This window comes from Cupriavidus basilensis (assembly GCF_000876015.1).
Taxonomy (GTDB): domain Bacteria; phylum Pseudomonadota; class Gammaproteobacteria; order Burkholderiales; family Burkholderiaceae; genus Cupriavidus; species Cupriavidus basilensis_B.
The window spans coordinates 31,263-57,498 of sequence record NZ_BBQM01000011.1 but is presented as its reverse complement, the minus strand read 5'-3'; the positions used below and the strand labels follow the sequence as shown (position 1 = coordinate 57,498).

The following is a 26,236-nucleotide window of genomic DNA, read 5'->3' as shown; positions in this document are numbered from 1 at the left end:
GCTTGATACTCCTCGTTATTGCATGAATGGACCCCAGGACGGCTCGCGAACCTCGCCGGACTGGAGGGACAGAACCTGCCGGGTGCGCCCGTCAGTGGATACCGCCGCCAGCACCGAGCGACCTCCCACCCGGGTGGCGTAAAGAATGTACTTGCCGTTGGCGGCGAAGCTGGGGGCCTCGTCGTTGGCGGTGTCGGTCAGCGCGGTGACATCGCCGCTGCCCAGATCCATCAGTTGCAGCTTGAAGCCGCCGCTGCGCGTGATGTAGGCCAGCTGCTTGCCGTCCGGCGAGATGCGCGGGCTGACGTTGTAGCTGCCCTTGAAGGTCACGCGCTGGGCCGCGCCGGCGTCCTCGCCGCCCGCGGGCATGCGGTAGATCTGCGGCGCGCCGCCGCGGTCGCTGGTGAAATAGATGCCGCGGCCGTCCGGCGCGTACTGCGGCTCGGTGTCGATGGCGCTGCTGCGGGTCAGGCGCTTGAGGCCGGAGCCGTCGGCGTTGACCTGGTAGATCTGGGTATTGCCGTCGCGCGACAGCGCCACCGCCAGGCGCTGGCCGTCGGGCGACCACGACGGCGCGCTGTTGTTGCCCTTCTGGTTGGACACCAGCGTGCGGCGCCCGGAGGCCAGGTCATGCACGTAGACCACCGGCTTCCTGGCCTCGAACGAGACGTAGGCGACCTTGGTGCCGTCCGGCGACCACGACGGCGAGATGATCGGCTCGTTGCTGGTCAGCGCGACCTGCGAGTTCTGGCCGTCCGAATCCGAGATCAGCAGCTGGTAGCGCCCGCCCACGCGCGCCACGTAGGACAGGCGCGTGGCGAACACGCCGCGCTCGCCGAGCAGCTTCTCGTAGATGTAGTCGGCGATCTTGTGGGCGGTGACGCGCAGCTGGCCGGCGCTGACCGTGAAGGCCAGGCCGCCGAGGCTCTGCCCCTTTTGCGTGTCGTAGAGGCGGAAGCGCACGTCGTACTGGCCGTTGCCGGCCGGGGTCACGCTGCCGGCCACGAAGGCGTCGGCGCCGCGCGACTTCCAGCTGCCCAGGTCGACGCTGGCCGATTCGGCCACGGTGGCGCCGGCCACGTCGACGTTGCGGAAACGGCCGCTGCGCTGCAGGTCGCTGCGGATGATCGCGGTCAGGTTCTGCGGGGCCTGCGCCTCGCCCTGGAAATTGGCGGTGGCAATCGGGAACTGGGTAGGGCCCACGCCGGTGACTTCGACCGTGAATTGCGCCTGCGCGCCGGTTGCCAGCAGCAACAGGCCGCCAAGGAGGAATCCCTTTATCCAGGCTATGTTCCGTTTGCAGAATCGCATGTGGTTTCCTAACGGTTTCCTAACAGATGGGTTGACTCGCCGTCCTTGCCGGACATGAGCGGCAAGGACGGCTAGATAGTAGCTGCATCGTCGCCGGGCTTCCGCTCACTATGCATATTGTTACGTTCGCGCCGTCAGTTGGCATGCGGGCGCAGCCGGATGTCGAAACTCGGGGGTGCCTTGCCATTCTCATCCTTGGGCAGCGGGTCCGAATTCTGCACCGCCCGCAGCGCCGCCTCGTCCCACGCCGCGTTGCCGCTCGAGGTCTTGACCCGGGCGGAAAGCAGCGCGCCGTCCGGCGCCAGCCTGACCGCGATCACGGCCGCCAGGCTGGCCGGGAAGTCCTCCGAATACTTGACGTTGGGCTGCACGCGGCGCTGCACGCGGTCCGAATAGCCCGGCGAAGCCTTGCCGCCGCTGCCGGCGCCGCTGCCCGCGCTGCTGCCGACACCGCCGGCCCCGCCCGGCGCCGCCGCGCCGCCGGCCAGCGCCTGCAGGCGCGCCAGTTCGGCGTGGCGCTGGGCGCCGGCCGCGGCATTCGCGCGGGCCTTGGCATCGGCGTCCGCCTTGGCCTTCGCGGAAGCGGCGGCCTTAGCGTCCGCGCTGGCCTTGGCCTTGGCGTCGGCCTCCGCGCGCACCTTGGCGTCGGCGGCGTCGGCGCGGGCCTTCGCATCGGCGCGGGCCTTGGCGTCGGCACGCGCCTTGGCATCGGCTTCCTTGCGGTCGCGCTCGGCCTGCTCCTTGCGCTGCTGTTCCTGCTGGGCGGCGAGCTTGCGCGCGTCTTCCTTGCGCTGGGCTTCCTTGCGCAAGTCCTCCTTGCGCTGGTCCTCGCGGCGTTGATCTTCGCGGCGTTGATCTTCGCGGCGCTGGTCTTCCTTGCGCTGCGCCTCCTTGCGGGCTTCTTCCTGGCGCTCGGCTTCCTGGCGCGCGCGCAGGTCGGCCTGCCGGCGCGCTTCCTCGCGGGCGGCGGCCTCGGCCTGGCGGCGTTTCTGCTGCTCGAGCGCGATGTCGGCCTCTTCCTCGGCGCGCGACCGGACCGCGGGCGCGGGCGGCACCGGGCGCGGCTGCGCGACCGGCTCGGGCGGCGGCGCGGGCCGGGGCGGCGGCGCCACGGCGGTATCGGGGATCTCGTCCCAGAGCTCGGCCTCGGCGCCGACCGGCGTGCTGCTCTGCCAGTGCACGCCGTAATACAGCACGATGCCCAGCAACACATGCATGAAGAGCGCGAGCAGGAAGGAACGCAGGGTTCCCCGCTCCTTGACCGGCTGATAAGGATAGGCGGCGGTCTTCATCTCGCGCGGCGATGCCTGTTGAATGTCGGGTTACTTTGACTTGACCATGAGGCCGACGCGCTTGACGCCGTCGCCCTTGAGCACCGACATGACGTCGAGCACGGACTCATACTTGACCGCGCGGTCGGCGGCGATCACCACGGGCTGGTCCGGGTTCTCTTCCTGGCGCTGGTGCACGAATGCCAGCAGGCCGTCCTTGTCGACCTTGCGGTCGAAGGCGTTGCCGGCATTGTCCTTGCCGCGCGCGGTCAGCTGGCCGTCCTCGTGCACGGTCACGACGATCGGCGGCGCCTTCTGCTGCGGCGTGGCGTTGGCCACGGTGGGCAGGTCGACCACCGCCGGATTCACGATCGGTGCCGCCACCATGAAGATGACGAGCAGCACCAGCATCACGTCGATATAGGGCACGACGTTGATCTCGGCACTGGCCCGGCGGCGCGAGCCGCCGCGGCGCTGTATCGCTGCCATATGCGGGTTTCTCCTTGACCTTGGCTACGTATCCGTGTGTCTTGCGCGAACCGTGGCGTCAGCGGGTCTGGCGTTGCAGGATGTTCAGGAACTCTTCCATGAAGCTCTCGAAGCGGATGGCCAGCCGGTCGATCTCGGTGGCGTAGCGGTTGTACGCGATCACGGCCGGAATGGCCGCGAACAGGCCGATGGCGGTGGCGACCAGCGCCTCGGCGATCCCGGGGGCCACCGATGCCAGCGTCGCCTGCTGCACATTCGACAGGCCGCGGAATGCGTTCATGATCCCCCACACGGTGCCGAACAGGCCGATGTACGGGCTGACCGAACCGACCGAGGCCAGGAACGGAAGATGCGATTCCAGCACATCCATCTCGCGCTGGTAGGCCGCGCGCATGGCGCGGCGGGCCGCGTCGAGCAGCGCGCCGGCTTCGTGGTTGCGCTCGCGCGCCTTGAGGTACTCGCCCATGCCGGACTCGAAGATGCGTTCCAGCGCGCCGGTGCTGTGGCGGTTGTTGGCCGCGCTCTGGTACAGCGCCTGCAGGTCGCCGCCGGCCCAGAAGTCGCGCTCGAAGCCTTCGGTCTGGGTGCGCGCCGCGCGCAGCGCCAGGTGCTTGCGGAAAATGTATGTCCACGAAAACAGGGACATGACGAGCAGCAGCGCCATGACGGCCTGCGCGAGCAGACTGGCGTGCAGCACCAGCGAAATGATCGACAGGTCTTGCGTGACGGTCACGGGGTTCATCGGGCGGTCTTGATGGTTGCGAGGACGGGGGCGGGGATAGGGGTCGGGCGGAACGTGCTGCGATCAACACATCCGACACGGATGGCGCCGGTGGCCAGCAATTGCTCCCCACGCCAGGCTTCCTGGGCGAATTGGACAGATGCCGGTCCAACCCGTTCAATCCGTGTCCGGATCTCGAGCAGGTCGTCCAGACGGGCGGGGGCATTGTAGTCCACCGCCGTGCTCCTGACGATAAAGACCACGCCCGCTTCGTCCGCGAGCGCCTGCTGCCCGATGCCGAGCGAGCGCAGCCACTCGGTCCGGGCGCGCTCGAAGAATTTCAGGTAATTGGCGTAGAAAACCACGCCGCCCGCGTCGGTGTCTTCCCAGTACACCCGCAGGGCCCACACATTGTGACTCATGGCCGCGATTGTAGCGGACAGCCGACCCAACCCGGTGTAAACCCTTGCCCGACATTACAACAATTACATTAGTTGACAGACAAGCCGCCGGCTTTCCGCTAGGGCCTGCCGCCTAGGCCGCGCCGGGCCGTCTTGCAGCCGGCCGGCGCCTCGCGTAAACTGCCGCCAACCATTCCATCTTGCGCGACTGGCGAAGTCAGTGGGTACTACCACGAGGAAGCGCAAGCTCTCTGGCGCGAAGTTTCAAGCGCCTGCCGCTCGCCTGGGCAGCGAATGGGAAGCAGGGTGCGCCCTGCGCCGGACGTTCAGCGTGTCCGGTGCCGGTCGCCTGTGCCTTCCCCGCGCGCCCTACCCCGAAGCCATTCGGATCCCCATTTCTTAAGACGAGTTTTTCGCCATGTTCGAACGCAGCCGCTATACGATCGACCAGATCGACCCCGAGCTTTTCGCCGCCATCCAGAAGGAAGACCAGCGCCAGGAAGAGCACATCGAGCTGATCGCCTCCGAGAACTACACCTCGCCGGCCGTGATGGCCGCGCAGGGCTCGCAACTGACCAACAAGTACGCCGAGGGCTATCCCGGCAAGCGCTACTACGGCGGCTGCGAGTACGTCGACATCGTCGAGCAGCTCGCCATCGACCGCGTCAAGCAACTGTTCGGCGCCGAAGCCGCCAACGTGCAGCCCAACTCCGGCTCGCAGGCCAACCAGGGCGTGTTCTTCGCCGCGCTCAAGCCGGGCGACACCATCATGGGCATGAGCCTGGCCGAAGGCGGCCACCTGACCCACGGCATGGCGCTCAACATGAGCGGCAAGTGGTTCAACGTGGTCAGCTACGGCCTGGACGCCAACGAAGACATCGACTACGACGCGCTGGAAAAGCTGGCCCGCGAAAAGCAGCCCAAGCTGATCATCGCCGGCGCCTCGGCCTTCGCGCTGCGCATCGACTTCGAGCGCATCGCGCGCGTGGCCAAGTCGATCGGCGCGCTGTTCATGGTCGACATGGCCCACTACGCCGGCCTGATCGCCGCCGGCGAGTACCCCAACCCGGTGCCGCACGCCGACTTCGTCACCACCACCACCCACAAGAGCCTGCGCGGCCCGCGCGGCGGCGTGATCCTGATGAAGGCCGAGCACGAGAAGGCCATCAACTCGGCCATCTTCCCCGGCATCCAGGGCGGCCCGCTGATGCACGTCATCGCCGGCAAGGCCGTGGCCTTCAAGGAAGCGCTCTCGCCCGAGTTCAAGACCTACCAGCAGCAGGTGGTCAAGAACGCCCGCGTGCTGGCCGAGACCCTGATCGAGCGCGGCCTGCGCATCGTTTCCGGGCGCACCGAGAGCCACGTGATGCTGGTCGACCTGCGCGCCAAGAAGATCACCGGCAAGGAAGCCGAGAAGGTCCTGGGCGAGGCCCACATCACCGTCAACAAGAACGCCATCCCCAACGACCCGGAAAAGCCGTTCGTCACCTCGGGCATCCGCCTGGGCTCGCCGGCCATGACCACGCGCGGCTTCAAGGAAGACGAGGCGCGCCTGGTGGCCAACCTGGTGGCCGACGTGCTGGACAACCCGCACGACGCGGCCAACATCGCCAGCGTGCGCGAGCAGGTGGCGGCCCTGACCAAGCGTTTCCCGGTCTACGGCTGACGCGCCCTGCGCCGCCCGCCTGCGCGCGGGCGGCCGGCAGCCCGTGCCGCCCCGCGCGGCACGCGCCTTGCCAACCCGGCCCGGCGTCTCACAGAATGACAAGATGACGAGACGCCGCCCCGCGCGGCCTGCGCCCAGGCTCAACTTTCAAGGTGGTCAGGCATGAAATGCCCTTTTTGCGCCCATCCCAACACGCAGGTCCTGGACACGCGCATGTCGGAAGAAGGCGATACCGTGCGCCGCCGCCGCCGCTGCGAATCCTGCGACCGCCGCTTCACCACCTACGAGCGGATCGAGCGCTCCTTCCCCGCCATCGTCAAGAAGAACGGCTCGCGCGCCGACTACGTGCGCGACAAGCTGAAGGATTCCATGCGCCTGGCGCTGCGCAAGCGCCCGGTCTCGGCCGAGGCCATCGACGCCGCCATCGCCCGCATCGAGGAGCGGCTGCTCGGCCTGGGGGAAAAGGAAATCCCCAGCAGCCAGGTGGGCGAGCTGGTCATGCGCGAGCTGCGCCGGCTCGACAAGATCGCGTACATCCGCTTCGCCTCGGTCTACCGGAGTTTCGAGGACGTGTCTGAATTCCGCGACATGCTCGATGAATTTTCTTCGTCTACCCCTCGAAAGGGGTAGCAGAACTCCGAGGAAAGCTGTTTAATCTGCACTACCTTTTAATCTGCGCCAGCTATGATCAATGCGCAGTGGAAGGTACGGTCGACTCGCACGCAGAGGCGAGGTACGCCGGTAAAGAATAAATAAGAACAGATAAGAACAGTTTTTCGGACGGGAGTCACTATGGGTCAGCCTTCCTGCCTCGCGGCAGCGGGCTTGGCGACGCGTGCGCGCGCCAGGCCATCGTGGGCACCGGGGAAAGCGCCGTGCGGCAAGCGGGCGGCGCTGGCCGGCTCGCGTCCGCATGGCCCGCGCCCGGATTTCTCCCGGGACGCCCTGGCCGCTCCCTCCCCCCTGCATGACCGCCATGACCGGCCCGGCGCCGCCCGCGCGGGCGGCTTCACGCTCATCGAGCTGATGGTGACGCTGTCGGTGCTGGCCATCCTGGCGGCGGCGGCCATCCCGAACTTCAGTTCCTTCCTGCATCGCAGCCGGATGACGAGCGAGTCGTCCAGGCTGATCAGCGACATCGAGACCGCGCGCAGCGAGGCCGCGCGGCGCAACGCCACCGTCACCATCTGCCCGACCGCGGACGGCGCCAGCTGCACGGACGACTGGTCCAGGCGCCGCGTCATCTTCATCGATGCCGACAGCGACGGCCAGATCGGCGCCAGCGAGGAAGTCGTCCGCCACAGCGATGCGCCGAACGCCCGGACCGCGGTCGTGGCCAGCAACATCCCCTCCGGCACCGTGGTGCGGTTCCGCTCGTTCGGCGCGTCGACGCCGCCCAACGCCGCCTGGCAATTCTGCGAGCACGGCTCGACCGCCGACGGGCTGACGGTCTCGCTGACCGGCACCGGCCGCGCCAGCTCCCAGCAGGCCGCCTGCAATGCGTCGTGACGCCATGAGCCGCCCGCTCGCTCACCCCGCCGCCACGCGCCCGCAGCGTGCGCCGCGCCGCCGGCCCGGCCAGGCGCGCGGCTTCACGCTGATCGAGGCGCTGGTCACGCTGGTCATCCTGTCGATCGGCGTGCTGGCCCTGACCGTGCTCCAGATGCAGACGCTGCTCGACAACCGCACCGCGTCGATGCGCAACATCGCCACCGTGATGGCCTACAACCTCGCCGACCAGATCCGCAGCAACGAGACCGCGACCAAGGCCGGCACCTACAACCTGCCGACCGGACAGACCACGCCCGCGTGCTACACGGCGGCGGGCTGCCCCACCGACGCGATGGCGCGCAGCAGCTTCCAGGACTGGGTCGACGACCTCGCCGACGCGCTGCCGGCGGGCTCCGGCACGGTCTGCATCGACAGCACGCCCGACGACGGCAGCGGACCCGCCGCGGCGGCCTGCGACAACCAGCCCGGCGCGCCCTACGTCATCAAGATCTGGTGGCGCGAGGGCAAGAACGCCACCCAACGCTTCGTCACCGCGCTCGTGCCATGAACCCGTCGACCCCGAGCCCGCGCCGCCACCGCCACCCTTGCCGGCCCGCCGCCGCCCGCGGCTTCACGCTGGTGGAGCTGATGGTCGGGCTGGTCATCGCGATGCTGCTGATGATCGCCACCAGCTCGGTCTACCTGGCGCAGCGGCGCTCCTACGACACGCAGGGCGACGTGGCCGACATCCAGGCCAGCGCGCGCGCCATCGGCCAGCTGCTGCAGCGCGAGGCGCGCCAGGCCGGCTACAGCGACTTCACCTACTACGGCAACGACTTCGGCACGGCCAAGCCGCTCGACGCCACCAACGACGACGGCGTCAACACCAGCGACAGCGTGACGTTCCGCTACTTCGGCTCGTCCAAGGCCGGCGGCGACCCCACCCCGGGCGCCGTGCCGGCCAGCGCGCCCGTGGCCGACGGCTCCGCGGTGAATTGCCTGGGCGAGAACGTCAACGGCAACTTCGAGACCGTGGAGACCTTCTCCGTGGTCAACGACGCCGCCGGCACGCCGTGGCTGCAATGCACGGTCAACGGCGCGCCCACGCCGCTGTTCCAGGGCGTCGAATTCTTCCAGGTGCTGCTCGGCGAGGACACCGACAACGACGACACCATCAACCGCTACGTCCCGCCCGGCATCGCCAACATGGGCAACGTGCGGGCCCTGCGCATCTCGATGGTGCTGCGCGGCGCGGCGCGCTCCAACCCCAAGCCCGCCTCGTTCACGCTCAACCACTTCGGCAAGGGCTACGCCGCCGCCGACAGCGCGCCGGCCGGCGACGCCGGCAGCGTCGCCGCGCTGCCGGACGATGGCCGGCTGCGCAAGCACATCAGCTTCTACATCGCCGTCCGCAACCGACTGAACTAGGCCCCGAGATGCGCCACCCCACCCCACTCCGCCGTCCCGCCCCCGCCCGCCAGCCAGCGCGCGGCGCGCAGCGCGGCATCTCGCTGGTCATGGTGCTGCTGTTCCTCATCATCCTGACGCTGCTCGGCGTGGCGGCCAGCCTGACCAGCCTGTCCTCCGAGCGCATGGCCCGCAACGCGCGCGACCAGAACATCGCGCTGCAGGCGGCCGAAGCCGCGCTGCGCGACGCGCGCAACGACATCAGCGTGACGCGCGGCCTGACCGGGCGCACCGGCGCCTCCCCGACCTGCGACATCCAGGGCTACAAGGGCTTCTGCGTCCCCGCCGACAGCGGCAGCCAGGTCTGGGACCTGTACCTCGAAGACCCGAACCGCTCGGTCGCGCTGGGCGAGATAACCAACCTCAGCGCGGCCCAGAAGATGCCGCTGGCCGCCAATGCCAATTCGGGCGGCGTCTCGCAGCAGCCGCGCTACATCATCGAATCGATCCCGGACATCGCGCAGGGCAGCCTGCGCGCCGGTGCGACGCAATACGTTTTTCGCGTGACCGCGCTTGGCTACGGCGCCAATCCCGCCACCAAGGTCACGGTGCAGGAAGTTGTCCGTTTCTGAGCGGTACTTGCAGCCCTTGCGTGTCCCATTACCTGTCACATTACCTGTCGGGCCCACCATGACCCAGCATATCCTTGGCAGCCTTCTCGGCCGTCCCGTCGGCCACCTGCAGCGCGTCCTGCTGGCGGTGTCGTTCCTGCTCGCGCTCGCTTCGGCATCCGCCGCCCAGCTGAACCTGGCCGCGCGGCCGCTCTATGCCGGCGGCAACGTCCCGCCGATGGTGATGATCGACCTGTCCAAGGACCATTCGCTGCACCAGAAGGCGTACAACGACTACACCGACCTGAACAACGACGGCGCGCTCGACACCACGTACAACAACGGCATCGACTACGCGGGTTACTTCGACTCGTACAAGTGCTACGGCTACGACAGCAGCACGATCCAGGGCTTCGTGCCCAAGGCGGTCACCACCACCAAGTACTGCGACGGCACCACCTGGAGCGGCAACTTCCTGAACTGGGCCACCATGAGCCGGATCGACGAGGTGCGCAAGATCCTCTACGGCGGCATGCGCTCGACCGACAACGCCACCACCGTGCTGGAGCGCGCCTTCCTGCCGATGGACGCGCACGCCTGGGCCAAGTACTACAACAACGACGCCGACATCAAGAAGCTGGTGCCGTTCAGCGACGTGGAGCTGATGTCCGACATCGGCACCGTGACGTCGAGCAGCAACATCCAGATGCGGGCCAACGTCATCACCGTCAGCCTGAGCGCCAACAGCAACATGCAGATCGGCGACCAGCTCCAGTTCACGGCGAAGGATTCCGCGGCGCCGGCCAACACCACGCTGACCGGCTGGGTGACCGCCACCAGCGGCAGCCAGCAGGTCAGCGTGGCCGTCTACCCGGACGGCGTGTCCGACCCCAAGGGCACCAGCGCCACCTATTCGTCGTGGTCGGTGAAGAACCTGACCCGCGGCGGCCTGACCATCTGCAACGTCACGCCCAAGGATTCCAGCAACCTCAACTCGCAGAACAACACGCAGGCGCCGGTGCTGCGCGTGGTCAAGGGCAACTACGCCACCTGGGGCGCCAGCGAGAAGTGGCAGTGCAACTGGTACGGCGAGGAGAACAACACGCAGGGGTCGTTCCTGCCGTCGATCAAGGTCGGCAGCAACAACGTCTCCGTCTCAGGCTCCTCCAACGGCAACCGGGCCGCGGTCTCGGGCATCAACTCGTCCGCCGAGAATCCCGTGCAGGGCACGCGCGGCCTCGGCTCCGGCCAGGCCACCGGCACCTTCAACGCGCGCGTGCAGGTCTGCGTGGCGGGCCTGATCGGCACCGAGAACTGCAAGCAGTACGGCACCACCTACAAGCCCTACGGACTGCTGCAGAAGTACGGCGAGACCGGGCAGATGCTGTTCGGCCTGATGACCGGCACCTACGACAAGAACATCTCGGGCGGCATGCTGCGCCGGAACGTGACCAATTTCGCGCAGGAGATCAACCCGGACAACGGCACCTTCCTGTTCTCCGGCACCAGCGCCGTCAAGGGCATCGTCTGGAACATCGACCACCTGCGCCCTTACGGATACAGCTACAGCGACGGCAGCTACGTCAACGCCGACAAATGCAACTACCAGCAGACCGGCATCGTCTCGAGCGGCGGCAGCACCGCGCAGAACCAGCCGGCCAATGAAGGCAACTGCTCCACCTGGGGCAACCCGATCTCCGAGATCTATCTCGAAACGTTGCGCTACTTCGCCGGCAAATCGCCGGACAGCCGCTTTGCCGCCAGCGGCAGCGGCAAGGACGCCACGCTCAAGCTCACCAGTCCGGGCTGGGCGAACCCGCTGGACCTGCCCGCCACCGACCCCGGCAAGGCGCCCTACTGCTCGCCGCTGAACACGCTCGTGTTCAACTCCAGCGTCACTTCCTACGATGGCGACCAGCTCGACAAGTTCTCCGACCTGAACACCACCGGCAGCGTCAGCCCCTGGACCAACAAGGTCGGCGCCGGCGAAGGCGTCGACGGCAAGGCGACCTGGTTCGCCGGCGGCGTGGGCTCGGTGATCGACAACATGTGCTCGGCCAAGGCCGTGTCCAATTTCAGCGACGTGCTCGGCATCTGCCCGGAAGGCCCTTCGCAGAAGGGCACGTTCCAGATCGCCGGGGCCGCGCTGTTCGCCCACATGAACCGGATCCGCGACGGCAAGACGCTGGGCGTGCCGGACGGCGACCAGAAATCGCTGAAGGTCGCGACCTACGCGGTGCAGCTCGCCACCACCACGCCCAAGATCAACGTCAACGTGAACGGCAAGACGGTCACCATCATGCCGTCCTACCAGCTGCATCCGAGCGGCGTGCCCGCCAGCAACGGCACGCTGGTGGACTTCAAGGTCATCAGCCAGACGGCCACCAGCGGCAAGTTCTACGTCAACTGGGAAGACTCCATCGCCGGCGGCGACTACGACCAGGACGTGTGGGGCACGCTGACCTACAGCGTCAGCGGCGACACCATCAAGATCTCGACCAAGGTGGTTTCCGCGTCCACCTCCAACGGGCAGGGTTTCGGCTACACGGTCTCCGGCACCGACAAGGACGGCACGCACTTCCACTCCGGCATCCTGGGCTTCAGCTACACCGACCCGGTCAACGTCACGGTGACGCCGTCCGGCTCGCAGCTCAACGCCAGCGGCGGCTGCAGCAACTGCGCGCTGGGCGACCCAGAAACCAGCGTCACCTACACCGCCAACGGCAAGAGCGGCTCGCAGTTCCAGGATCCGCTGTACTACGCGGCGAAGTGGGGCGGCTTCAAGGACCTGAACGGCTCGAACACGCCGGACCAGGTCTCCGAATGGGACGTGCGTCTGTCCGACGGCAGCGGCGGCACGGACGGCCTGCCCGACAACTACTTCTACGCCACCAACCCCGGCGCGCTGTCGGCGGCGCTGGAGCGCGCGTTCCTGTCCATCCTCCAGACCTCGTCGGCCGCGTCGGTGGCGACCAACTCGTCGTCGCTGACCACGGGCTCGCGGATTTACCAGGCCCGCTTCAACGGCACCGACTGGTCCGGCCAGCTGCTGGCCTACGCGGTGAACGCGGACGGCCTGCTGCAACAGCCCGCGCTGTGGGACGCCGGGCTGCTGCTCAAGGGCGCCGTCGCCAACAACCGCAACATCCTGTCCTACGACAGCGCGGCCGGCAGCGGCATCCCGTTCCGCTGGAGCAACCTGCCCGCGACGTACCGCACCGCGCTCAATCTCACCGACGCCCAGGGCCAGGCGCGCCTGAACTGGCTGCGCGGCGACCAGAGCAACGAAGGCGACGCCCAGGGCAAGTTCCGCGTGCGGCCCAACACGCTGCTGGGCGACATCGTCAACTCCAGCCCGCAGTACGTCGGCGTGCCCAATGCCGGCCTGGCCGACGCCGGCTACGCGACCTTCGTCGCCAACAAGCGCAACCGCAAGCCGATGCTGTACGTCGGCGCCAACGACGGCATGCTCCACGCGTTCTCCGCCAACCCCAGCACGGACGCCGGCTCCGACGCCGGCAAGGAACTGTTCGCCTACGTGCCCTCGCCGCTGTACGGCACGCTGGCCAAGCTCACCGATACCGGCTACACCCACGCCTACTACGTCGACGGCACGCCGGCCACCGGCGACGCGCTGGTCAACAACGCCTGGAAGACGGTGCTGGTGGGCGGCCTCGCCGCGGGCGGCAAGGGCATCTACGCGCTCGACGTGACCGATCCCGAATCGATCGCCGAAGGCACGGCGGCCAGCACCGTGCTGTGGGAATTCACCAGCAGCAGCGACGCCGACCTCGGCTACACGTTCGGCCAGCCCGCTATCATCAAGCTGGCCAACGGCAAGTGGGCGGCGGTGTTCGGCAACGGCTTCAACAGCACCGCCGCCAAGGGGTACATCTACATCGTGTTCCTGGACCGCCCCGCCGGCTCCAAGAGCTGGGTGCTGGGCACCGACTACCTGAAGCTGTCGGTCGACGACGCCGCCGCGACCGCGGCCAACGGCATCGCGCAGGTCTTCCCGACCGACATCAACGGCGACGGCACCACCGACATCCTCTATGCCGGCGACCTGCTCGGCAACCTGTGGAAGTTCGACCTGCGCAGCACCAGCCCGTCCGCCTGGACCCAGGCCAGCGCCCGCTCGCTGCTGTTCGTGGCCACCGACGACGGCGGCAAGCGCCAGCCGATCACCTCCTCGGTGGACGTGATGCGCAATCCGGCCGGCGGCTTCATGGTGCTGTTCGGCACCGGCCGCTACGTGGACACCAGCGACCCGGCCGACATGAGCACGCAGAGCTTCTACGGCATCTGGGACCGCGACACCGTGGGCGCGGCCACCGTGTCGCGCAACAACCTGGTCGCCCAGACCATCAGCCAGGAACTCCTGTACAACGGCTTTGCGTACCGGCTCGTCAGCCAGAATACCGTGACGTACTCCCAGTCGGGCACGACCGGCGGCTGGTACCTGAACCTGCTCTCCCCGGGCCTGCCCGGCCAGGGCGAGCGCGTGGTCTACAACCCGCAGATCCGCGGCAACCGCATCGTGTTCTCCACGCTGATTCCGTCCGGCGACCTGTGCGCCAACGGCGGCACGAGCTGGCTGATGGAACTCAGCGGGCTATCCGGCGGGCGGCTTCCCGTCTCGCCGTTCGACGTCAACAACGATGGCTACTTCGACCCGCGCGACATGGTGAACGGCAGCAACGGCGGCCAGCAATACGTCGGCGGACGCCAGTCCACGGTCGGCGTCACGCCCACGCCGACGGTGACACGGTGCGGCCCGAACAAGGAATGCAAGTTCCTGACCGGCACCAGCGGCAACCAGGAAACCGTGTCCGAAAGCGCGGGCAGCCCGACCGGCCGCCTGACGTGGCGCGAGATCCTGCATTGACGCGCCGCATGGCATCAGGAGCAGGAGCAACAGGAGCAACACGCACATGACCCACTCCCCGACCCTGCGGCGCCGGCGCCCGGGATTCACGCTGATCGAGCTGATGGCGACGGTGGCCATCGTCGGCATCCTGGCCGCGGTCGCCATTCCCAACTACTCGCAGTACGTGCTGCGCGCGCGGCGCACCGAAGGCAAGGCCGCGCTGCTGCGGGCGCAAGGCGCGCTGGAACGGTACTTCACGGTCAACAACAAGTACACCACCGACCTGGCCGCATTGCAGTTGCCCGCCTGCACCGGCGGCGGCACCACGCCTTCCGGCGACAACTGCGAATCCAGCGCCTACGTCATCTCGGTCGCCGCGGGCGGAACGGGGATCGCCAGCTCCTACCTGCTGACCGCGAACGCGGTGAAGACCGACCCGGCATGCGGCCAGATGACGATCAACGATCTCAACGACAAGACCCCCGCCAGCACGGGGAGCACGCAGGACTGCTGGTAGGGCTGCCGGCAGGACTGCTGACGGGACTGAACGCCGGTCCGCAAGGAACCGGCAGTGCGCGGGCATCGGCGCGCGGTATCGGCGCGCGGCGCGCGCGGCCGGCCTGGCTGGCGTAGCCCGGTGATTTTGAGAATCGTCCACAGCCAGTCTCCACAATCTGGAACATTTCCAGCCCCGCCGCGCGGCTATCGTCTGGCCATCCTCTGCCACGCGAGATCGCCATGCCGTTGCGAACAGGCCGAACCAGCCGGACAGGCCACCCTGCCGACCGGCCACATGCGCCGCACCGCGCGCCGCGCGGCTACCTCCTGATCGAAGCCCTCGCCGCGCTCGCGGTGCTGGGCATCGGGCTGCTCCCGCTCGCCGCGCTCGCACCCGCCGCGCTCGGCGCCGTGCGCCACTACGAGGCGCTCGGCCACGCCACGCGCGCGGGCGCCGAACTGGCGGAACTGGAGGACCCGGCGCAGGTGCTGGCCTTGCTGCGCGCGCGCGGAAACGCGGGGCGGCTGCACGTGCGCCTGTGCGATTCGCTCGCCTTCACGGGCGATGAAAACGACGAGCCCGCCTGCGCGGCGGGACCAAGGCTGGCGGTGGCCGGTCCGCTGCACGCCCGGGCCGCACGCGCCGGCGGCACCGGCGGCAGCAGCGCGGCCCTGCGCGCCATCGCCCTGTGGATCCGGCCATGAAGACCGCACGCGCGGCCCGGCGCCGGCGCTGGCAAGGCTTCACGCTGGTCGAACTGATGACCGGCCTCGCGCTGGGCCTGCTGGTAAGCGCGCTGGCGGCGTCGTCCTTCCACGCGGTCCAGGTCGCCTATCGCACCGCCGTCGATCTCGTGCTGCTCGAAGAGCGCGGCCAGCACGCGCTTGCCATCATTGCCCAGCTGATCCGCCACGGCGGCTGGCGGCCGGATGCGGCGGCCATGCCGGCGCAGGCGCCGCCAGCCGTGTCGGGGCGCGACGATTGCGGGCAGCCCGGCATCGGCCCGGTGCCCGCCTGCGCGCGCCGCGGCGTCAATGGCGGCGATGCGCTGCTGGTGCGCTTCAGCGGCAGCGGGCGCGAGCGGCAGCCCGCGCTGCCGGACCGCACCATGGTGGATTGCAGCGGTTATGCGCTGGCGGCGCGGAGCGTGGGCGATGCCGCAAAGGAAACGCCGTATGCGGGCGCCAACTTGCTCTACGTGGCCAGCGGTGCCGACGGCGAACCGCAGTTGCTGTGCCGCTATGCCAGCCGGCGCGACGGACAGGCGCAGGCCGGTAGCTGGACCTCCGGCGCGCTGGTGCGCGGTGTCGAGACGATGCGGTTGCGCTACGGCATCGACACCACCGGCGACGGCAGGCCCGACACGTTCCTGCGCGCCGAGGAGATGAACCGGCGCGGCATGCCGGCGTGGCACAACGTGCTCGCCGTGCAGGTCGCATTGGTCCTGCGTGGCGAACGTCCGCTGGCGCAGCGCGCGCGGGCGCCGGCCCTCGTCCTGTTTCCGCCCGCGCCCGCCGCGCAGGACGGCGCGGTGGCGTTCGAGCCAGCGGACCGGCCCGCGCTGCTGCGCCGCGTGTTCACCGCCTCGGTGCGGCTGCGCAATCCGGCGCCATGCGCGGAGACGCTGTGCTGAACGCCGCCGCGCTCGCGGCGCGCCCGCGCATGGCCGGCAGCACGACGCTGCTGCTGGTCGGCACGATGCTGCTGCTGGTTGCCGCCACCACCGCGGCCGGTCTCCATTTCCTGCTCTCCGCGCGGCAGGTCGGGGCCTACCAGCTCGAGCGCGAGATCGCCTTCCGCGCCGCGGAGGCGGCGCTGCTGGACGCCGAGGCCGACCTGCTGCTGGCGCTGCGCGCCGGCGCCACCGGCGCCGACGCGCGCCTGGCCGCGTGGCCACCGCCCGGACAGTGCGCGGGCGGCGCGCAGCGCGGGCTGTGCCGGCCCGCGCCGGGCATGCCGCCGGTATGGAACGACTGGCTCGACGCGCACAGCCCCGACGCGGCAACCGGCATCGCCGCCGGCACCTTCACGGGCATCGCCCTGCCGGCGCTTCCGGCCGGCGTCGCCGGCGCGGCCGCGCTGCCGCGCTACGTGATCGAACTGCTGCACGAACGCCCTCCCGGCGCATGGCTGACGCCCGGCTACGGCGACGCGGGAAAGAACACGAAGCCGCGCTTTCGCATCACCGCGCTGGGCGCGGGGCGCGACCCGGCGGTGCGCGCCCTGCTGCAGACCAAGTTTCAGCCATGAGGCGCGCCGCCATGCCGCGCCGCGTGCTCGCCGCGCTACTTGCAAAACTGCTTGCGAGACTGCTTGCGGGACTGCTTGTGAGGCTACTTGCGAGGCTGCTGCTTGCGAGACCGTTCATTGGGCCGCTTGCGGGACTGCTCGCCGGGCTGGCGTGCGGCAGCGCCAGCGCCGCCTCACCGCAGGCACTCACTTACATTGCACGGCCCGGCCCGCAGCCGGGGACCGGCCAACTGCTTGCCTATGCCCTGCCCGCCGCCGCGCCGCCGCGCGCCCGGCACGTGCCGGCCATCGCATGGGAAGCCGGCGCCCGGCTCGCGCTGCGCGACCCGGCGTCGCGCAGGCTGCTCACGGCGCGCGCAAGCGCGGACGATGCCGTGGCGGCGCGCCTGGCCGCGCTGCGCCGTGCGCCGCTCGCGCGCAGCGCGGCCGGCGCCAGGCCGGTGCTCGTGCCGCCGCCGGCGTGGATACCCGGCCGGCCCGGCCATGCCGGCTTCGCCGCGAGGCATGCCGCGCGCGCGCCGCTGGTCTGGCTGGGCACGCAGGCCGGCCTGCTGCATGCGTTCGACGCGGGCAGCGGAGAGGAAGTGCTGGCTTACCTGCCGGGGATTGCCGCAGGCCACACCGGCGGCGAGCCGGGCGCCCGAAGACAGCAAGAGCAGGCGCCACGGCCAACATCCACCAGCACACCCTGCCCATATCCCGAAGCGGCCGATGTGCAACTCGAGCCGGAACGCTGGCGCACGGTCCTGCTCTGCGGCGTGGCGGCGGGCGCATCGCCGGCAGCCGTGTTCGCGCTCGACATCACGGACGCCGCCTCCGCGCCACCGGCCGGGCCGCTGTGGGAAACCGCCGCCTCCCCCGCGCTGCCGCTCGCGCCCGCGGGGCCGGTCCGCGCGCTGGCCCTGCCGGCGCCGGGCGGACAGCGGTGGCATGCGCTGGTGCCGCTGGCCGTGGGCGGGCTCGCCTTGCTGCCGCTCGACAAACCCGCCAACGCGCCGTGGCGCGGAAAGTACGCCGCGCAACACCTGCGCCTGCCCGCGGGCGGCTGCGGGGCCGGCACGGCCGGCGCGACCCTGCTCGCCGCGACCGTGTTGTCCGACGCGGCCGGCCTCGCCGTGGCGGCCTACGCGGTGGACGGCGCCGGCCGGCTCTGGCGCTTCGGCCTGCGCGGCCCGGCGCCGTGGCGCGCGGACGGCCGCTGCCTGCACGGCCCCGGCACGCCCGCCCGGCAACCCACCGCGCCGGCCATGTCCGCCGCGCCGGAAGTGTTCAGCGCGGCGGGCGGCCATCTGGTGGTGTACGGCAGCGGCCACCATGTCGTCGCCGTGCCCGATCCCCCCGCCCCGGCCAATGCCGGAAACGGAAGCAAGGCCGGCTGGCGCCTGCCGCTGGCCAATCCCGGCGAGCGCCTCGAACGGCTCCTTCCCGCCGACCCGGGCCATGTGGCGCTGCTCACGCGCACGCCGGATGGCCGCCAGCGCGGCTACCTGGTCCGGGCGCTGGACGGAACCCCGGCATCCGCCGGCAAGTTCGCCGGCAAAGCCGCCCCGATCTGGCCGGACGCCGCCGGCGCGGGCGCCACCATCACCCTCGCCCGCATGCCGCTCGCCGCCGCTGAACCGCCGCGCCCGGGCCGCGCCGCGCGCGAGACGGTGGCGCTGACGCTCTGGTCGGTCGAAGCCGGCCACGCCACGCCGCTCGACGGCACCGTGGCCAGCCGCCGCACCGGCCGCCTGCGCTGGCGGGAACTGATCCGCGCGGGCGTCCCTTGAGATCTCGCGCCAAGCCCGCTTTCCACCACCGCCCGCCACGGCGGGCAGTACCCGGAGAACCGCCCATGACACGCCGGCCACGCCCATGCGGCTTCACGCTGCTCGAATTGCTGGTCACGCTGACCATCGCCGCGATCCTTGCCGCAATGGCCATTCCCGCCTGGCACCGCCATGTCGAGCGCGGCTGGCGCGCCGAGGCGCGCAGCGCGCTGATCGGCGGCATGCTGGAACTGGAGCGCCACGCGCTGGCCGCCATGACCTTCGCGGCGGAACCCGGCGGCGCGCTGGTGGCCGGCCGGTGGCCGCGCCCCGTGCCGGCGCCGCCGGTACGCTCGCGCCACCTGATCAGCGCCGGCGCGTGCCCGGGCGCCGGGCTGGAGCGCTGCGTCGAGTTGCGCGCGGTGCCGCAGCGGCCCGATGCGCCGTGCGGGACGCTGATCCTGCGCAGCACCGGGGAATGGCTCGCGCACCCGCCCCTCGCCGCCGAACCGGTGCCGCTGCCGCCGGCCTGCTGAACAATGGCTCCGCACCGCGTACGCCGGACAGACGGGACAAACCGCGGCGCCACGCTGGCCGAGCTGCTCACCTGCCTCGCCGTGCTGGCCATCCTCGCGGCAGCGGCATGGCCGTCCTGGCAACGGCTGCTGGCCCGGCAGCAGGTCGAACTGGCGGCGGACCGGCTGGCCGGCTCGCTCGCGCTGGCGCGCGCCACGGCCGTGGCCAGGCGCGAGGACGTGGTCCTGTCGCCGCTGCCGGACAGCCTCGCGCTGGACCGCGGCTGGCGCCTGAGCCTGGCGTCGGCGCGGGCATCGGCGGACGGGCCCGCCGGGGATGCCTTCGCCGTGGTGCAGACGCACGGCGCCTGCCTGCGCATCGGGCTGCGCTCCACCGCGCCGGGCAGCCATGCGCTGCGCATGACAGCTGTGGGATACTCTCGTTCGGAGCAAGGCGGTTTTCTCGCCGCCACCTTCACCGTGAGCTGCCGCGGCGAACAACGGCTGCTGAAGCTCGGCGCGCACGGCCGTGTCCGCATGTGCACGCCGGGGCGGGACGCGGACTGCGACGGCCCGCTCCAGGCCGGAGCGCCATGACACCGGAACCCGTCGGCACCCGTTGCCGACCCTCATCCAACGCGCCGCGCGCGCGACCAGAAAGCACACCTAGCCTCATGTTCTCAGATACCGATCACGCAGCCATGGCACAGGCTCTCGCGCTGGCCGCGCGAGGCATGTACACCACCACGCCCAATCCGCGCGTCGGCTGCGTGCTATCGAAGGACGGCAAGGTCATCGGCCAGGGCTTCACCCAGCCCGCCGGCCAGGACCACGCGGAAATCCAGGCGCTCAAGGACGCCGCCGCGCATGGCCACGATCCCGCGGGCGCGACCGCCTACGTCACGCTCGAGCCGTGCAGCCATTTCGGCCGCACGCCGCCGTGCGCCGATGCGCTGGTGCGCGCCGGCATCGCCTGCGTGGTCGCGGCGATGGAAGACCCGAACCCCGCGGTATCCGGGCGCGGCCTGCAGCGCCTGCGCGAGGCGGGCATCGACGTGCGCTGCGGCCTGCTGGAGAAAGAGGCGCGCGAACTCAATATCGGCTTCGTCTCGCGCATGACGCGCGGCCTGCCGTGGGTGCGCGTCAAGGTGGCGGCCTCGCTCGACGGCGGCACCGCGCTGCACGACGGCACCAGCCAGTGGATCACCGGGCAGGCCGCGCGCGACGACGGCCATGCCTGGCGCGCGCGCGCCAGCGCCATCCTCACCGGCATCGGCACGGTGCGCGACGACAACCCGCAACTGAACGTGCGCGCGGTCGAGACGCCGCGCCAGCCGCAGCGCGTGGTGGTGGATTCGCGCCTGGAGATCCCGCTGGACGCGCGCCTGCTGATCCCCGACACGGGCGACTTCGCCAAGCCGGTGCTGGTGTTCTGCGCCTTCGACGACGCCGCCCGCCGGCGCGCGCTGGAAGCGCGCGGCGCCGAGGTGGTGGTGCTGCCCAACCCGCACGGCAAGGTGGAGCTGCGCCGCATGCTGGAGGAACTGGGCCGGCGCGGCATCAACGAGCTGCACGTGGAGGCCGGCTTCAAGCTCAACGGCTCGCTGATCCGCGAGCATTGCGTCGACGAACTATTGGTCTACCTCGCGCCCAAGCTGCTCGGCGACGCGCAGGGCATGTTCAACCTGCCGCCGCTGGCGCGCCTGCAGGACGCGGCCGCCTTCCGCTGGCACGACGTGCGCATGGTCGGCGAAGACCTGCGCCTGCTCGCCCGGCGCATCGACCACGCATAACAGCAGGCGCGGGAGCGGGGCGCGCCGCCAGCGGCGCGCATGGCGGCGGGCGGGGGCGAGGAACGGGAAACGGCGACAACGAAACCACCGCGCACCTGCTAGCATGCATGTTTTCCCCATCGCCTCTTCCACTCTTCCACCGACCATGTTTACTGGCATTGTCGCGGCCGTCGGCCGCATCGAAACCGTGTCCCCGCTGGCCGCCGGCGAAACCGCCGGGGTGCGCCTGCGGGTGCGCGCCACCGGGCTGGACCTGTCCGACGTCGCCCTCGGCGACAGCATCGCCATCCAGGGCGCCTGCATGACGGTGATCGCGCTCGAAGGCGACACCTTCGACGTCGATGTGTCGCGCGAATCGCTCGGCAAGACCGCCGGCCTGGACCGTCCGGGCCGCGTCAACCTGGAAAAGGCGCTGCGCCTGGCCGACCGCCTCGGCGGCCACCTGGTGTCCGGCCACGTCGACGGCCTCGGCGAAGTCACCCACTTCGCCCCGGTGGGCGAATCCCACGAGCTGCGCATCCGCGCCTCGCGCGAGCTGGGCCGCTACCTGGCCTACAAGGGCTCGGTGGTGGTCAACGGCGTCTCGCTGACGGTCAACAAGGTCAGCGACGACGCGCAGGGCTGCACCTTCTCGATCAACCTGATCCCGCACACCATCGAAGTCACCACGCTGCAGGACCTGCAGGCCGGCGCGCGCGTGAACCTGGAGATCGACCTGATCGCGCGCTACGTGGAGCGCATGATGAGCGCGCCCAAGGACGCGGCGTAGGCATCCGCCGGCGCCCTCCCCGCCGCGGGAGAGGCGCCATCATTTTCGGCTCATTTTCCCTTTCTACGATGGTTTCCATCGCGGGCGCGCACCGGCTCCCGCACAGACAACCACGAGGAAGAGATCATGACGACCCACCAAATCCTGCTGATCGCCGCGCTGTGCTGCTATGCGGTCTATCGCCAGACCGTGCGCAGCGAGGTGGACGGCAAGTCGCGCTTCAAGCTTGCCGCCATCTACGCCATCGTCGGCTTCGTGGCCGGCGGCATCCATGCGCCGGCGTCGCCGCTGGCCTGGACCCTGCTGCTGGGCGGGCTGGCGATGAGCGCGGCGGTCGGCTACGTGCGCGGACGCCTGACCACGCTGTCGGTCGAGAACGGGGCCGTCTACGCGCAGGGCACGAAGCTGACGATCGCGCTGTTCCTGGGCCTGGTGCTGGTGAAGTTCGCGCTCGGCGCGGCCGCCTACATGGCCGGCGCGGCGGTGGCCCACAGCAGCGGCTTCGGGCAGGTGATGGTGCTGATCGCCGTCATGGTCGCCTTCCAGGCCGAGATCGTCTGGCAACGGGCGAAGGCGCTGCTGGGCATGCATGCCGGCGTGCCGGCCGCGCAAGGCGCCTGAGCCTGCCCGCCGGCCGGCGGCGGCCGGAAATCGCCACCGCGCGCCCCGAGGGGCGCGCTTGACGTACAATATCGGGCCAGACCGCCGCCGCGGCCAGCCGGTTTTCCTTGCGCGCGCCAGTTCCGGGCCCGCCCCGGGGCCAGCCGGGTCCGGTCCGGGCGGCGCCGGTCGGACGACGCCGGCCTTCCCCGCCCCGAATACCAAGAGCGCTCCGCACTCCGCCCCAACCTCAGCCTGCCGCAGCCCGTACCTCATGACAATCGCCCGTACCGAAGACATCATTGCCGAAATCCGTGCCGGCCGCATGGTCATCCTGGTCGATGAGGAAGACCGCGAGAACGAAGGCGATCTGGTCCTGGCAGCCGATTTCGTCACCCCGGAAGCCATCAACTTCATGGCGAAGTACGGGCGCGGCCTGATCTGCCTGACGCTGACCGCCGAGCGCTGCCGCCAGCTGGACCTGCAGCCGATGGTCAGCCGCAACGGTACGGTGCACGGCACCAACTTCACGGTGTCGATCGAGGCGGCCGAGGGCGTGACCACCGGCATCTCCGCGGCGGACCGCGCGCGCACCGTGCAGGCCGCGGTCGCCAGGGACGCCCGCCCGGCCGACCTGGTCCAGCCCGGCCACATCTTCCCGCTCACGGCGCAGCCCGGCGGCGTGCTGATCCGCGCCGGCCACACCGAGGCCGGCTGCGACCTGGGCACGCTGGCCGGCCTGACCCCGGCCGCCGTGATCTGCGAGATCATGAAGGACGACGGCACGATGGCGCGCCTGCCCGACCTGATCGAGTTCGCGCGCGAGCACGACATCAAGATCGGCACCATTGCCGACCTGATCCACTACCGCAGCCGCACCGAGAGCATCATCGAGCGCGCCGGCGAGCGCAGCATGCAGACGCCCTACGGCACCTTCCACAGCATCATCTACCGCGACAAGCCGAGCGGCCGCGCCCACCTGGCGCTGGTCAAGGGCACGCCGCGCCCGGACCGCGAGACGCTGGTGCGCGTGCACGAGCCGCTGTCCACGCTGGACCTGCTGGAAGTGTCGCGCACCACGCATTCGTGGAGCGTGCCCGCCGCGCTCGAGGCCATCGCCGAGGCCGAGCACGGCGTGATGGTGCTGCTGAACTGCGGCGACTGCTCGACGCAGCTGTTCGCGCAGTTCTCGGCGCTCGACGCGCCGCAGGACCGCTCGCGCCACAAGCCGGACCTGCGCACCTACGGCACCGGCGCGCAGATCCTCAAGGATGTCGGCGTGGGCAAGATGCGCGTGCTGGCTTCGCCGCTGAAGATGCCGAGCATGACCGGCTACGACCTGGAAGTGACCGGCTACCAGCCCATGCGCGGCCAGGCAGACTGATACACCGACCCCGAACACCGCATACCGGCGGCCGCGCCTTTCCCGATCGCGCCGGCCGCGAACCGAACCCAGGAGAATACAGATGGATCACGGTTTCTACCCCAGCAACCTCGAAGGCGAAGGCCTGCGTATCGGCATCGTGCAGGCCCGCTTCAACGAGCCGGTCTGCGACGAGCTGCGCGAAGCCTGCGTCGCCGAGCTGGAAAAGCTGGGCATCGAAGGCGAAGACACCCTCGTGGTGACGGTGCCCGGCGCGCTGGAAGTGCCGCTGGCGCTGCAGAAGATGGCCGAAAGCGGCCAGTTCGACGCGCTGATCGCGCTCGGTGCCGTGGTGCGCGGCGAGACCTACCACTTCGAGCTGGTTTCGAACGAATCGGGCGCCGGCATCACCCGCGTGGGCCTGGACTTCAACGTGCCCATCGCCAACGGCATCCTGACCGTCGACACCGACGCCCAGGCGCATGCCCGCACCCGCGAGAAGGGCCGCGACTGCGCCCGCGCCGCGGTGGAAATGGCCAACCTGGTCGCGGCGCTGGATTCGCTGCGCAGCCAGGAAGAGGACGAAGACGAGGACGACGATGAGTGACGCGCCCGAGAGCAGCAACCCGGCCGGCAAGCCCGCGGCCCCGGCAGGCAAGTCCGAGCCCAAGGCGGCGCCCAAGAGCGCGCGCCGCCGCTCGCGCGAGCTCGCGCTGCAGGGCCTGTACCAGTGGCTGCTGAACCGCAACGACACCGGCGCCATCCAGGCCCACCTGCATGACGCGCAGGGCTTCAACAAGGCCGACCGCGAGCACTTCGACGCGCTGCTCAACGGCGCGATCCGCGAGGAAAGCACGCTGACCGGCGTGTTCGCGCCGTTCCTGGACCGCCCGGTGGACGAGCTGTCGCCGGTCGAGCGCGCCGCGCTGCTGATCGGCAGCTACGAACTGGTGCACTGCATCGACATCCCGTACAAGGTCGTCATCAACGAAGCCGTGGAACTGACCAAGACCTTCGGCGGCGTGGAAGGCTACAAATACGTCAACGGCGTGCTGGACAAGCTGGCCGCCCAGGTGCGCGCGCCCGAACTGGCCGCGCGACGCTGAGCCCGGCAGCCGGCGCCGCCCGCGCGGCGCCCCTGCCACGACGACACCCGCTCCAGGCGGGTGTTTTCACTTTCGCCGGCGGCCCCGATCGACCAACGGGCCGGCCAGGCTTCATCCCCTTACTCCGCTACCCGCCATGAACCCGCAGCGCCTCGCCACCGCCTCCCGCCTCGCCCACATCGACGCCTTCCACGTGATGGAACTGGCCAAGCAGGCCGCCGAACTGGAGCGGGCCGGTCGCCACATCATCCACATGGGCATCGGCGAGCCCGACTTCACCGCGGCCGAGCCCGTGGTCAGGGCGGCGGAGGCGGCCATGCGCCGCGGCGTCACCCAGTACACCGGCGCGCTCGGCATCATGCCGCTGCGCGAGGCCATCGCCGCCCACTACAAGAGCGCCTACGGGATCGACGTGCCGGCGCGCCGCGTGATCGTCACCGCCGGCGCCTCGGGCGCGCTGCTGCTGGCCTGCGCGGTGCTGGTGGAGATCGGCGCCGAGGTGCTGATGCCGGACCCCAGCTATCCGTGCAACCGCCATTTCGTGGCGGCCTTCGACGGCCGCGCGAAGATGATCCCGAGCGGCCCGGCCGAGCGCTTCCAGCTCACCGCCGAGCAGGTCGAGGCCAACTGGCACGCGCACACCCGCGGCGTGCTGCTGGCGTCGCCCTCGAACCCGACCGGCACCTCGATCCTGCCGGACGAGCTCGCGCGCATCCTCGCCGCCGTGCGCGCGCGTCGCGGCTTCGCCATCGTCGACGAGATCTACCAGGGCCTGTCGTACGACGCGCCGCCGGTGTCGGCGCTGAGCCTGGACGACGACGTGGTCACGGTCAACAGCTTCTCCAAGTACTTCAACATGACGGGATGGCGCCTGGGCTGGCTGGTGGTGCCCGACGCGCTGGTGGACGCGTTCGAGAAGGTCGCGCAGAACCTGTTCATCTGCGCCTCGGCGGTGGCCCAGCATGCCGCGCTGGCCTGCTTCACGCCCGAGGCGCTGGCCATCTACGACGAGCGCAAGGCGGAGTTCCGTCGCCGCCGCGACGCCATCGTGCCGGCGCTGGAGTCGCTCGGCCTGCACGTGCCGGTCAAGCCGGACGGCGCCTTCTACGTGTATGCCGACTGCCGCGGCGTCAACCATCGCGCCGCCGGCGATTCCGACAGCCTGACCCAGGCCATGCTGCACGAGGCCGGCGTGGTCATGGTGCCGGGCCAGGACTTCGGCCCGTACACGGCCAGCGACTACATCCGCATCTCCTACGCGACCTCGATGGCGAACATCGAGGAAGCGATGGCACGGCTGCGGAAGTTCTTCGCCTGAGCCCGGCAGCGCGGCAAGCAGAAAGCACCCGCGC

At 70.2% G+C, this 26,236-nt stretch carries 26 protein-coding genes and 1 riboswitch; of the genes, 21 read left to right on the top strand and 5 right to left on the bottom strand.

The features are described 5' to 3' along the window. Positions 1 to 15: 15 nt before the first annotated feature. The 5 genes from tolB to ybgC form a co-directional block, all read right to left on the bottom strand. Entirely contained in the window at positions 16 to 1,311 is a 1,296-nt protein-coding gene (gene tolB, locus KF708C_RS06550) for a Tol-Pal system beta propeller repeat protein TolB (protein ID WP_052166008.1), read from the bottom strand. Between the two features lie 134 nt (positions 1,312 to 1,445). Further along, the gene (tolA, locus tag KF708C_RS06545; protein ID WP_059411253.1) at positions 1,446 to 2,603 is read right to left on the bottom strand and encodes a cell envelope integrity protein TolA; all 1,158 of its coding nucleotides are present in this window, start codon (positions 2,601 to 2,603) and stop codon (positions 1,446 to 1,448) included. 30 nt (positions 2,604 to 2,633) lie between these two features. After that, positions 2,634 to 3,071 (bottom strand): protein TolR, encoded by a 438-nt coding sequence (gene tolR, locus KF708C_RS06540; RefSeq protein WP_020205616.1) that lies wholly within the window; start codon positions 3,069 to 3,071, stop codon positions 2,634 to 2,636. A gap of 58 nt (positions 3,072 to 3,129) precedes the next feature. Further along, complete coding sequence (tolQ, locus tag KF708C_RS06535) at positions 3,130 to 3,813, bottom strand: protein TolQ (RefSeq protein WP_059411252.1); 684 nt, start codon at positions 3,811 to 3,813, stop codon at positions 3,130 to 3,132. Continuing rightward, positions 3,810 to 4,214 carry a tol-pal system-associated acyl-CoA thioesterase gene (ybgC, locus tag KF708C_RS06530; RefSeq protein ID WP_029044165.1) on the bottom strand — a complete coding sequence of 135 codons (405 nt, stop codon included), beginning with the start codon at positions 4,212 to 4,214 and terminating at the stop codon, positions 3,810 to 3,812. Before ybgC ends, tolQ begins: the two co-directional genes overlap by 4 nt. A gap of 173 nt (positions 4,215 to 4,387) precedes the next feature. Next, a riboswitch (ZMP/ZTP riboswitch) is annotated at positions 4,388 to 4,489 on the top strand. 122 nt (positions 4,490 to 4,611) lie between these two features. Here ybgC and glyA point away from each other — a divergent pair. The 21 genes from glyA (at position 4,612) to KF708C_RS06425 (ending at position 26,202) form a co-directional block, all read left to right on the top strand. Then, a complete protein-coding gene (glyA, locus tag KF708C_RS06525) occupies positions 4,612 to 5,859 on the top strand; it encodes a serine hydroxymethyltransferase (protein WP_020205620.1) in 1,248 nt (415 codons plus the stop codon). A gap of 162 nt (positions 5,860 to 6,021) precedes the next feature. Continuing rightward, entirely contained in the window at positions 6,022 to 6,489 is a 468-nt protein-coding gene (gene nrdR / locus KF708C_RS06520; RefSeq protein WP_020205621.1) for a transcriptional regulator NrdR, read from the top strand. 195 nt (positions 6,490 to 6,684) lie between these two features. After that, complete coding sequence (locus KF708C_RS06515; RefSeq protein ID WP_197090321.1) at positions 6,685 to 7,368, top strand: GspH/FimT family pseudopilin; 684 nt, start codon at positions 6,685 to 6,687, stop codon at positions 7,366 to 7,368. Positions 7,369 to 7,372: 4 nt separating this feature from the next. Continuing rightward, positions 7,373 to 7,918: a type IV pilus modification protein PilV gene (gene pilV, locus KF708C_RS06510; protein WP_059411251.1), complete on the top strand. Its 546-nt coding sequence runs from the start codon at positions 7,373 to 7,375 to the stop codon at positions 7,916 to 7,918. Further along, the gene (locus KF708C_RS06505; protein WP_020205624.1) at positions 7,915 to 8,778 is read left to right on the top strand and encodes a PilW family protein; all 864 of its coding nucleotides are present in this window, start codon (positions 7,915 to 7,917) and stop codon (positions 8,776 to 8,778) included. The genes pilV and KF708C_RS06505 overlap by 4 nt, the downstream gene beginning before the upstream one ends. Before the next feature lie 8 nt (positions 8,779 to 8,786). Continuing rightward, complete coding sequence (locus KF708C_RS06500) at positions 8,787 to 9,389, top strand: pilus assembly PilX family protein (protein ID WP_082079455.1); 603 nt, start codon at positions 8,787 to 8,789, stop codon at positions 9,387 to 9,389. A gap of 58 nt (positions 9,390 to 9,447) precedes the next feature. Next, positions 9,448 to 14,256, top strand: coding sequence for a pilus assembly protein (locus KF708C_RS06495; RefSeq protein WP_059411250.1), 4,809 nt, complete (start codon positions 9,448 to 9,450; stop codon positions 14,254 to 14,256). Between the two features lie 46 nt (positions 14,257 to 14,302). Continuing rightward, a complete protein-coding gene (locus KF708C_RS06490) occupies positions 14,303 to 14,755 on the top strand; it encodes a type IV pilin protein (protein ID WP_020204262.1) in 453 nt (150 codons plus the stop codon). 221 nt (positions 14,756 to 14,976) lie between these two features. Further along, positions 14,977 to 15,441, top strand: coding sequence for a hypothetical protein (locus KF708C_RS06485; protein WP_156173751.1), 465 nt, complete (start codon positions 14,977 to 14,979; stop codon positions 15,439 to 15,441). Continuing rightward, entirely contained in the window at positions 15,438 to 16,370 is a 933-nt protein-coding gene (locus KF708C_RS06480) for a PilW family protein (protein WP_059411374.1), read from the top strand. Before KF708C_RS06485 ends, KF708C_RS06480 begins: the two co-directional genes overlap by 4 nt. Beyond that, on the top strand, positions 16,364 to 16,987 hold the full coding sequence (locus KF708C_RS06475) for a pilus assembly protein (RefSeq protein WP_231586393.1): 624 nt from the start codon (positions 16,364 to 16,366) through the stop codon (positions 16,985 to 16,987). Before KF708C_RS06480 ends, KF708C_RS06475 begins: the two co-directional genes overlap by 7 nt. 278 nt (positions 16,988 to 17,265) lie before the next feature. Then, positions 17,266 to 18,759 carry a hypothetical protein gene (locus KF708C_RS06470; protein ID WP_059411245.1) on the top strand — a complete coding sequence of 498 codons (1,494 nt, stop codon included), beginning with the start codon at positions 17,266 to 17,268 and terminating at the stop codon, positions 18,757 to 18,759. Between the two features lie 65 nt (positions 18,760 to 18,824). Next, entirely contained in the window at positions 18,825 to 19,274 is a 450-nt protein-coding gene (locus tag KF708C_RS06465; protein ID WP_059411243.1) for a type IV pilin protein, read from the top strand. 3 nt (positions 19,275 to 19,277) lie between these two features. Next, the gene (locus KF708C_RS06460) at positions 19,278 to 19,850 is read left to right on the top strand and encodes a GspH/FimT family pseudopilin (protein ID WP_059411241.1); all 573 of its coding nucleotides are present in this window, start codon (positions 19,278 to 19,280) and stop codon (positions 19,848 to 19,850) included. Between the two features lie 77 nt (positions 19,851 to 19,927). Beyond that, positions 19,928 to 21,046, top strand: a complete 1,119-nt coding sequence (ribD, locus tag KF708C_RS06455) for a bifunctional diaminohydroxyphosphoribosylaminopyrimidine deaminase/5-amino-6-(5-phosphoribosylamino)uracil reductase RibD (RefSeq protein ID WP_029043866.1) — start codon at positions 19,928 to 19,930, stop codon at positions 21,044 to 21,046. Between the two features lie 145 nt (positions 21,047 to 21,191). Beyond that, positions 21,192 to 21,815: a riboflavin synthase gene (locus KF708C_RS06450; RefSeq protein WP_020204253.1), complete on the top strand. Its 624-nt coding sequence runs from the start codon at positions 21,192 to 21,194 to the stop codon at positions 21,813 to 21,815. Between the two features lie 126 nt (positions 21,816 to 21,941). Then, positions 21,942 to 22,436, top strand: a complete 495-nt coding sequence (locus KF708C_RS06445) for a DUF1453 family protein (RefSeq protein WP_020204252.1) — start codon at positions 21,942 to 21,944, stop codon at positions 22,434 to 22,436. A 253-nt stretch (positions 22,437 to 22,689) separates the two neighbouring features. Further along, positions 22,690 to 23,799, top strand: coding sequence for a bifunctional 3,4-dihydroxy-2-butanone-4-phosphate synthase/GTP cyclohydrolase II (gene ribBA, locus KF708C_RS06440; protein WP_020204251.1), 1,110 nt, complete (start codon positions 22,690 to 22,692; stop codon positions 23,797 to 23,799). Positions 23,800 to 23,881: 82 nt separating this feature from the next. Next, complete coding sequence (ribH, locus tag KF708C_RS06435) at positions 23,882 to 24,385, top strand: 6,7-dimethyl-8-ribityllumazine synthase (protein ID WP_020204250.1); 504 nt, start codon at positions 23,882 to 23,884, stop codon at positions 24,383 to 24,385. Further along, entirely contained in the window at positions 24,378 to 24,884 is a 507-nt protein-coding gene (gene nusB / locus KF708C_RS06430) for a transcription antitermination factor NusB (RefSeq protein WP_020204249.1), read from the top strand. The genes ribH and nusB overlap by 8 nt, the downstream gene beginning before the upstream one ends. Positions 24,885 to 25,020: 136 nt before the next feature. Next, positions 25,021 to 26,202, top strand: a complete 1,182-nt coding sequence (locus KF708C_RS06425) for a pyridoxal phosphate-dependent aminotransferase (protein WP_020204248.1) — start codon at positions 25,021 to 25,023, stop codon at positions 26,200 to 26,202. Positions 26,203 to 26,236: the final 34 nt, after the last annotated feature.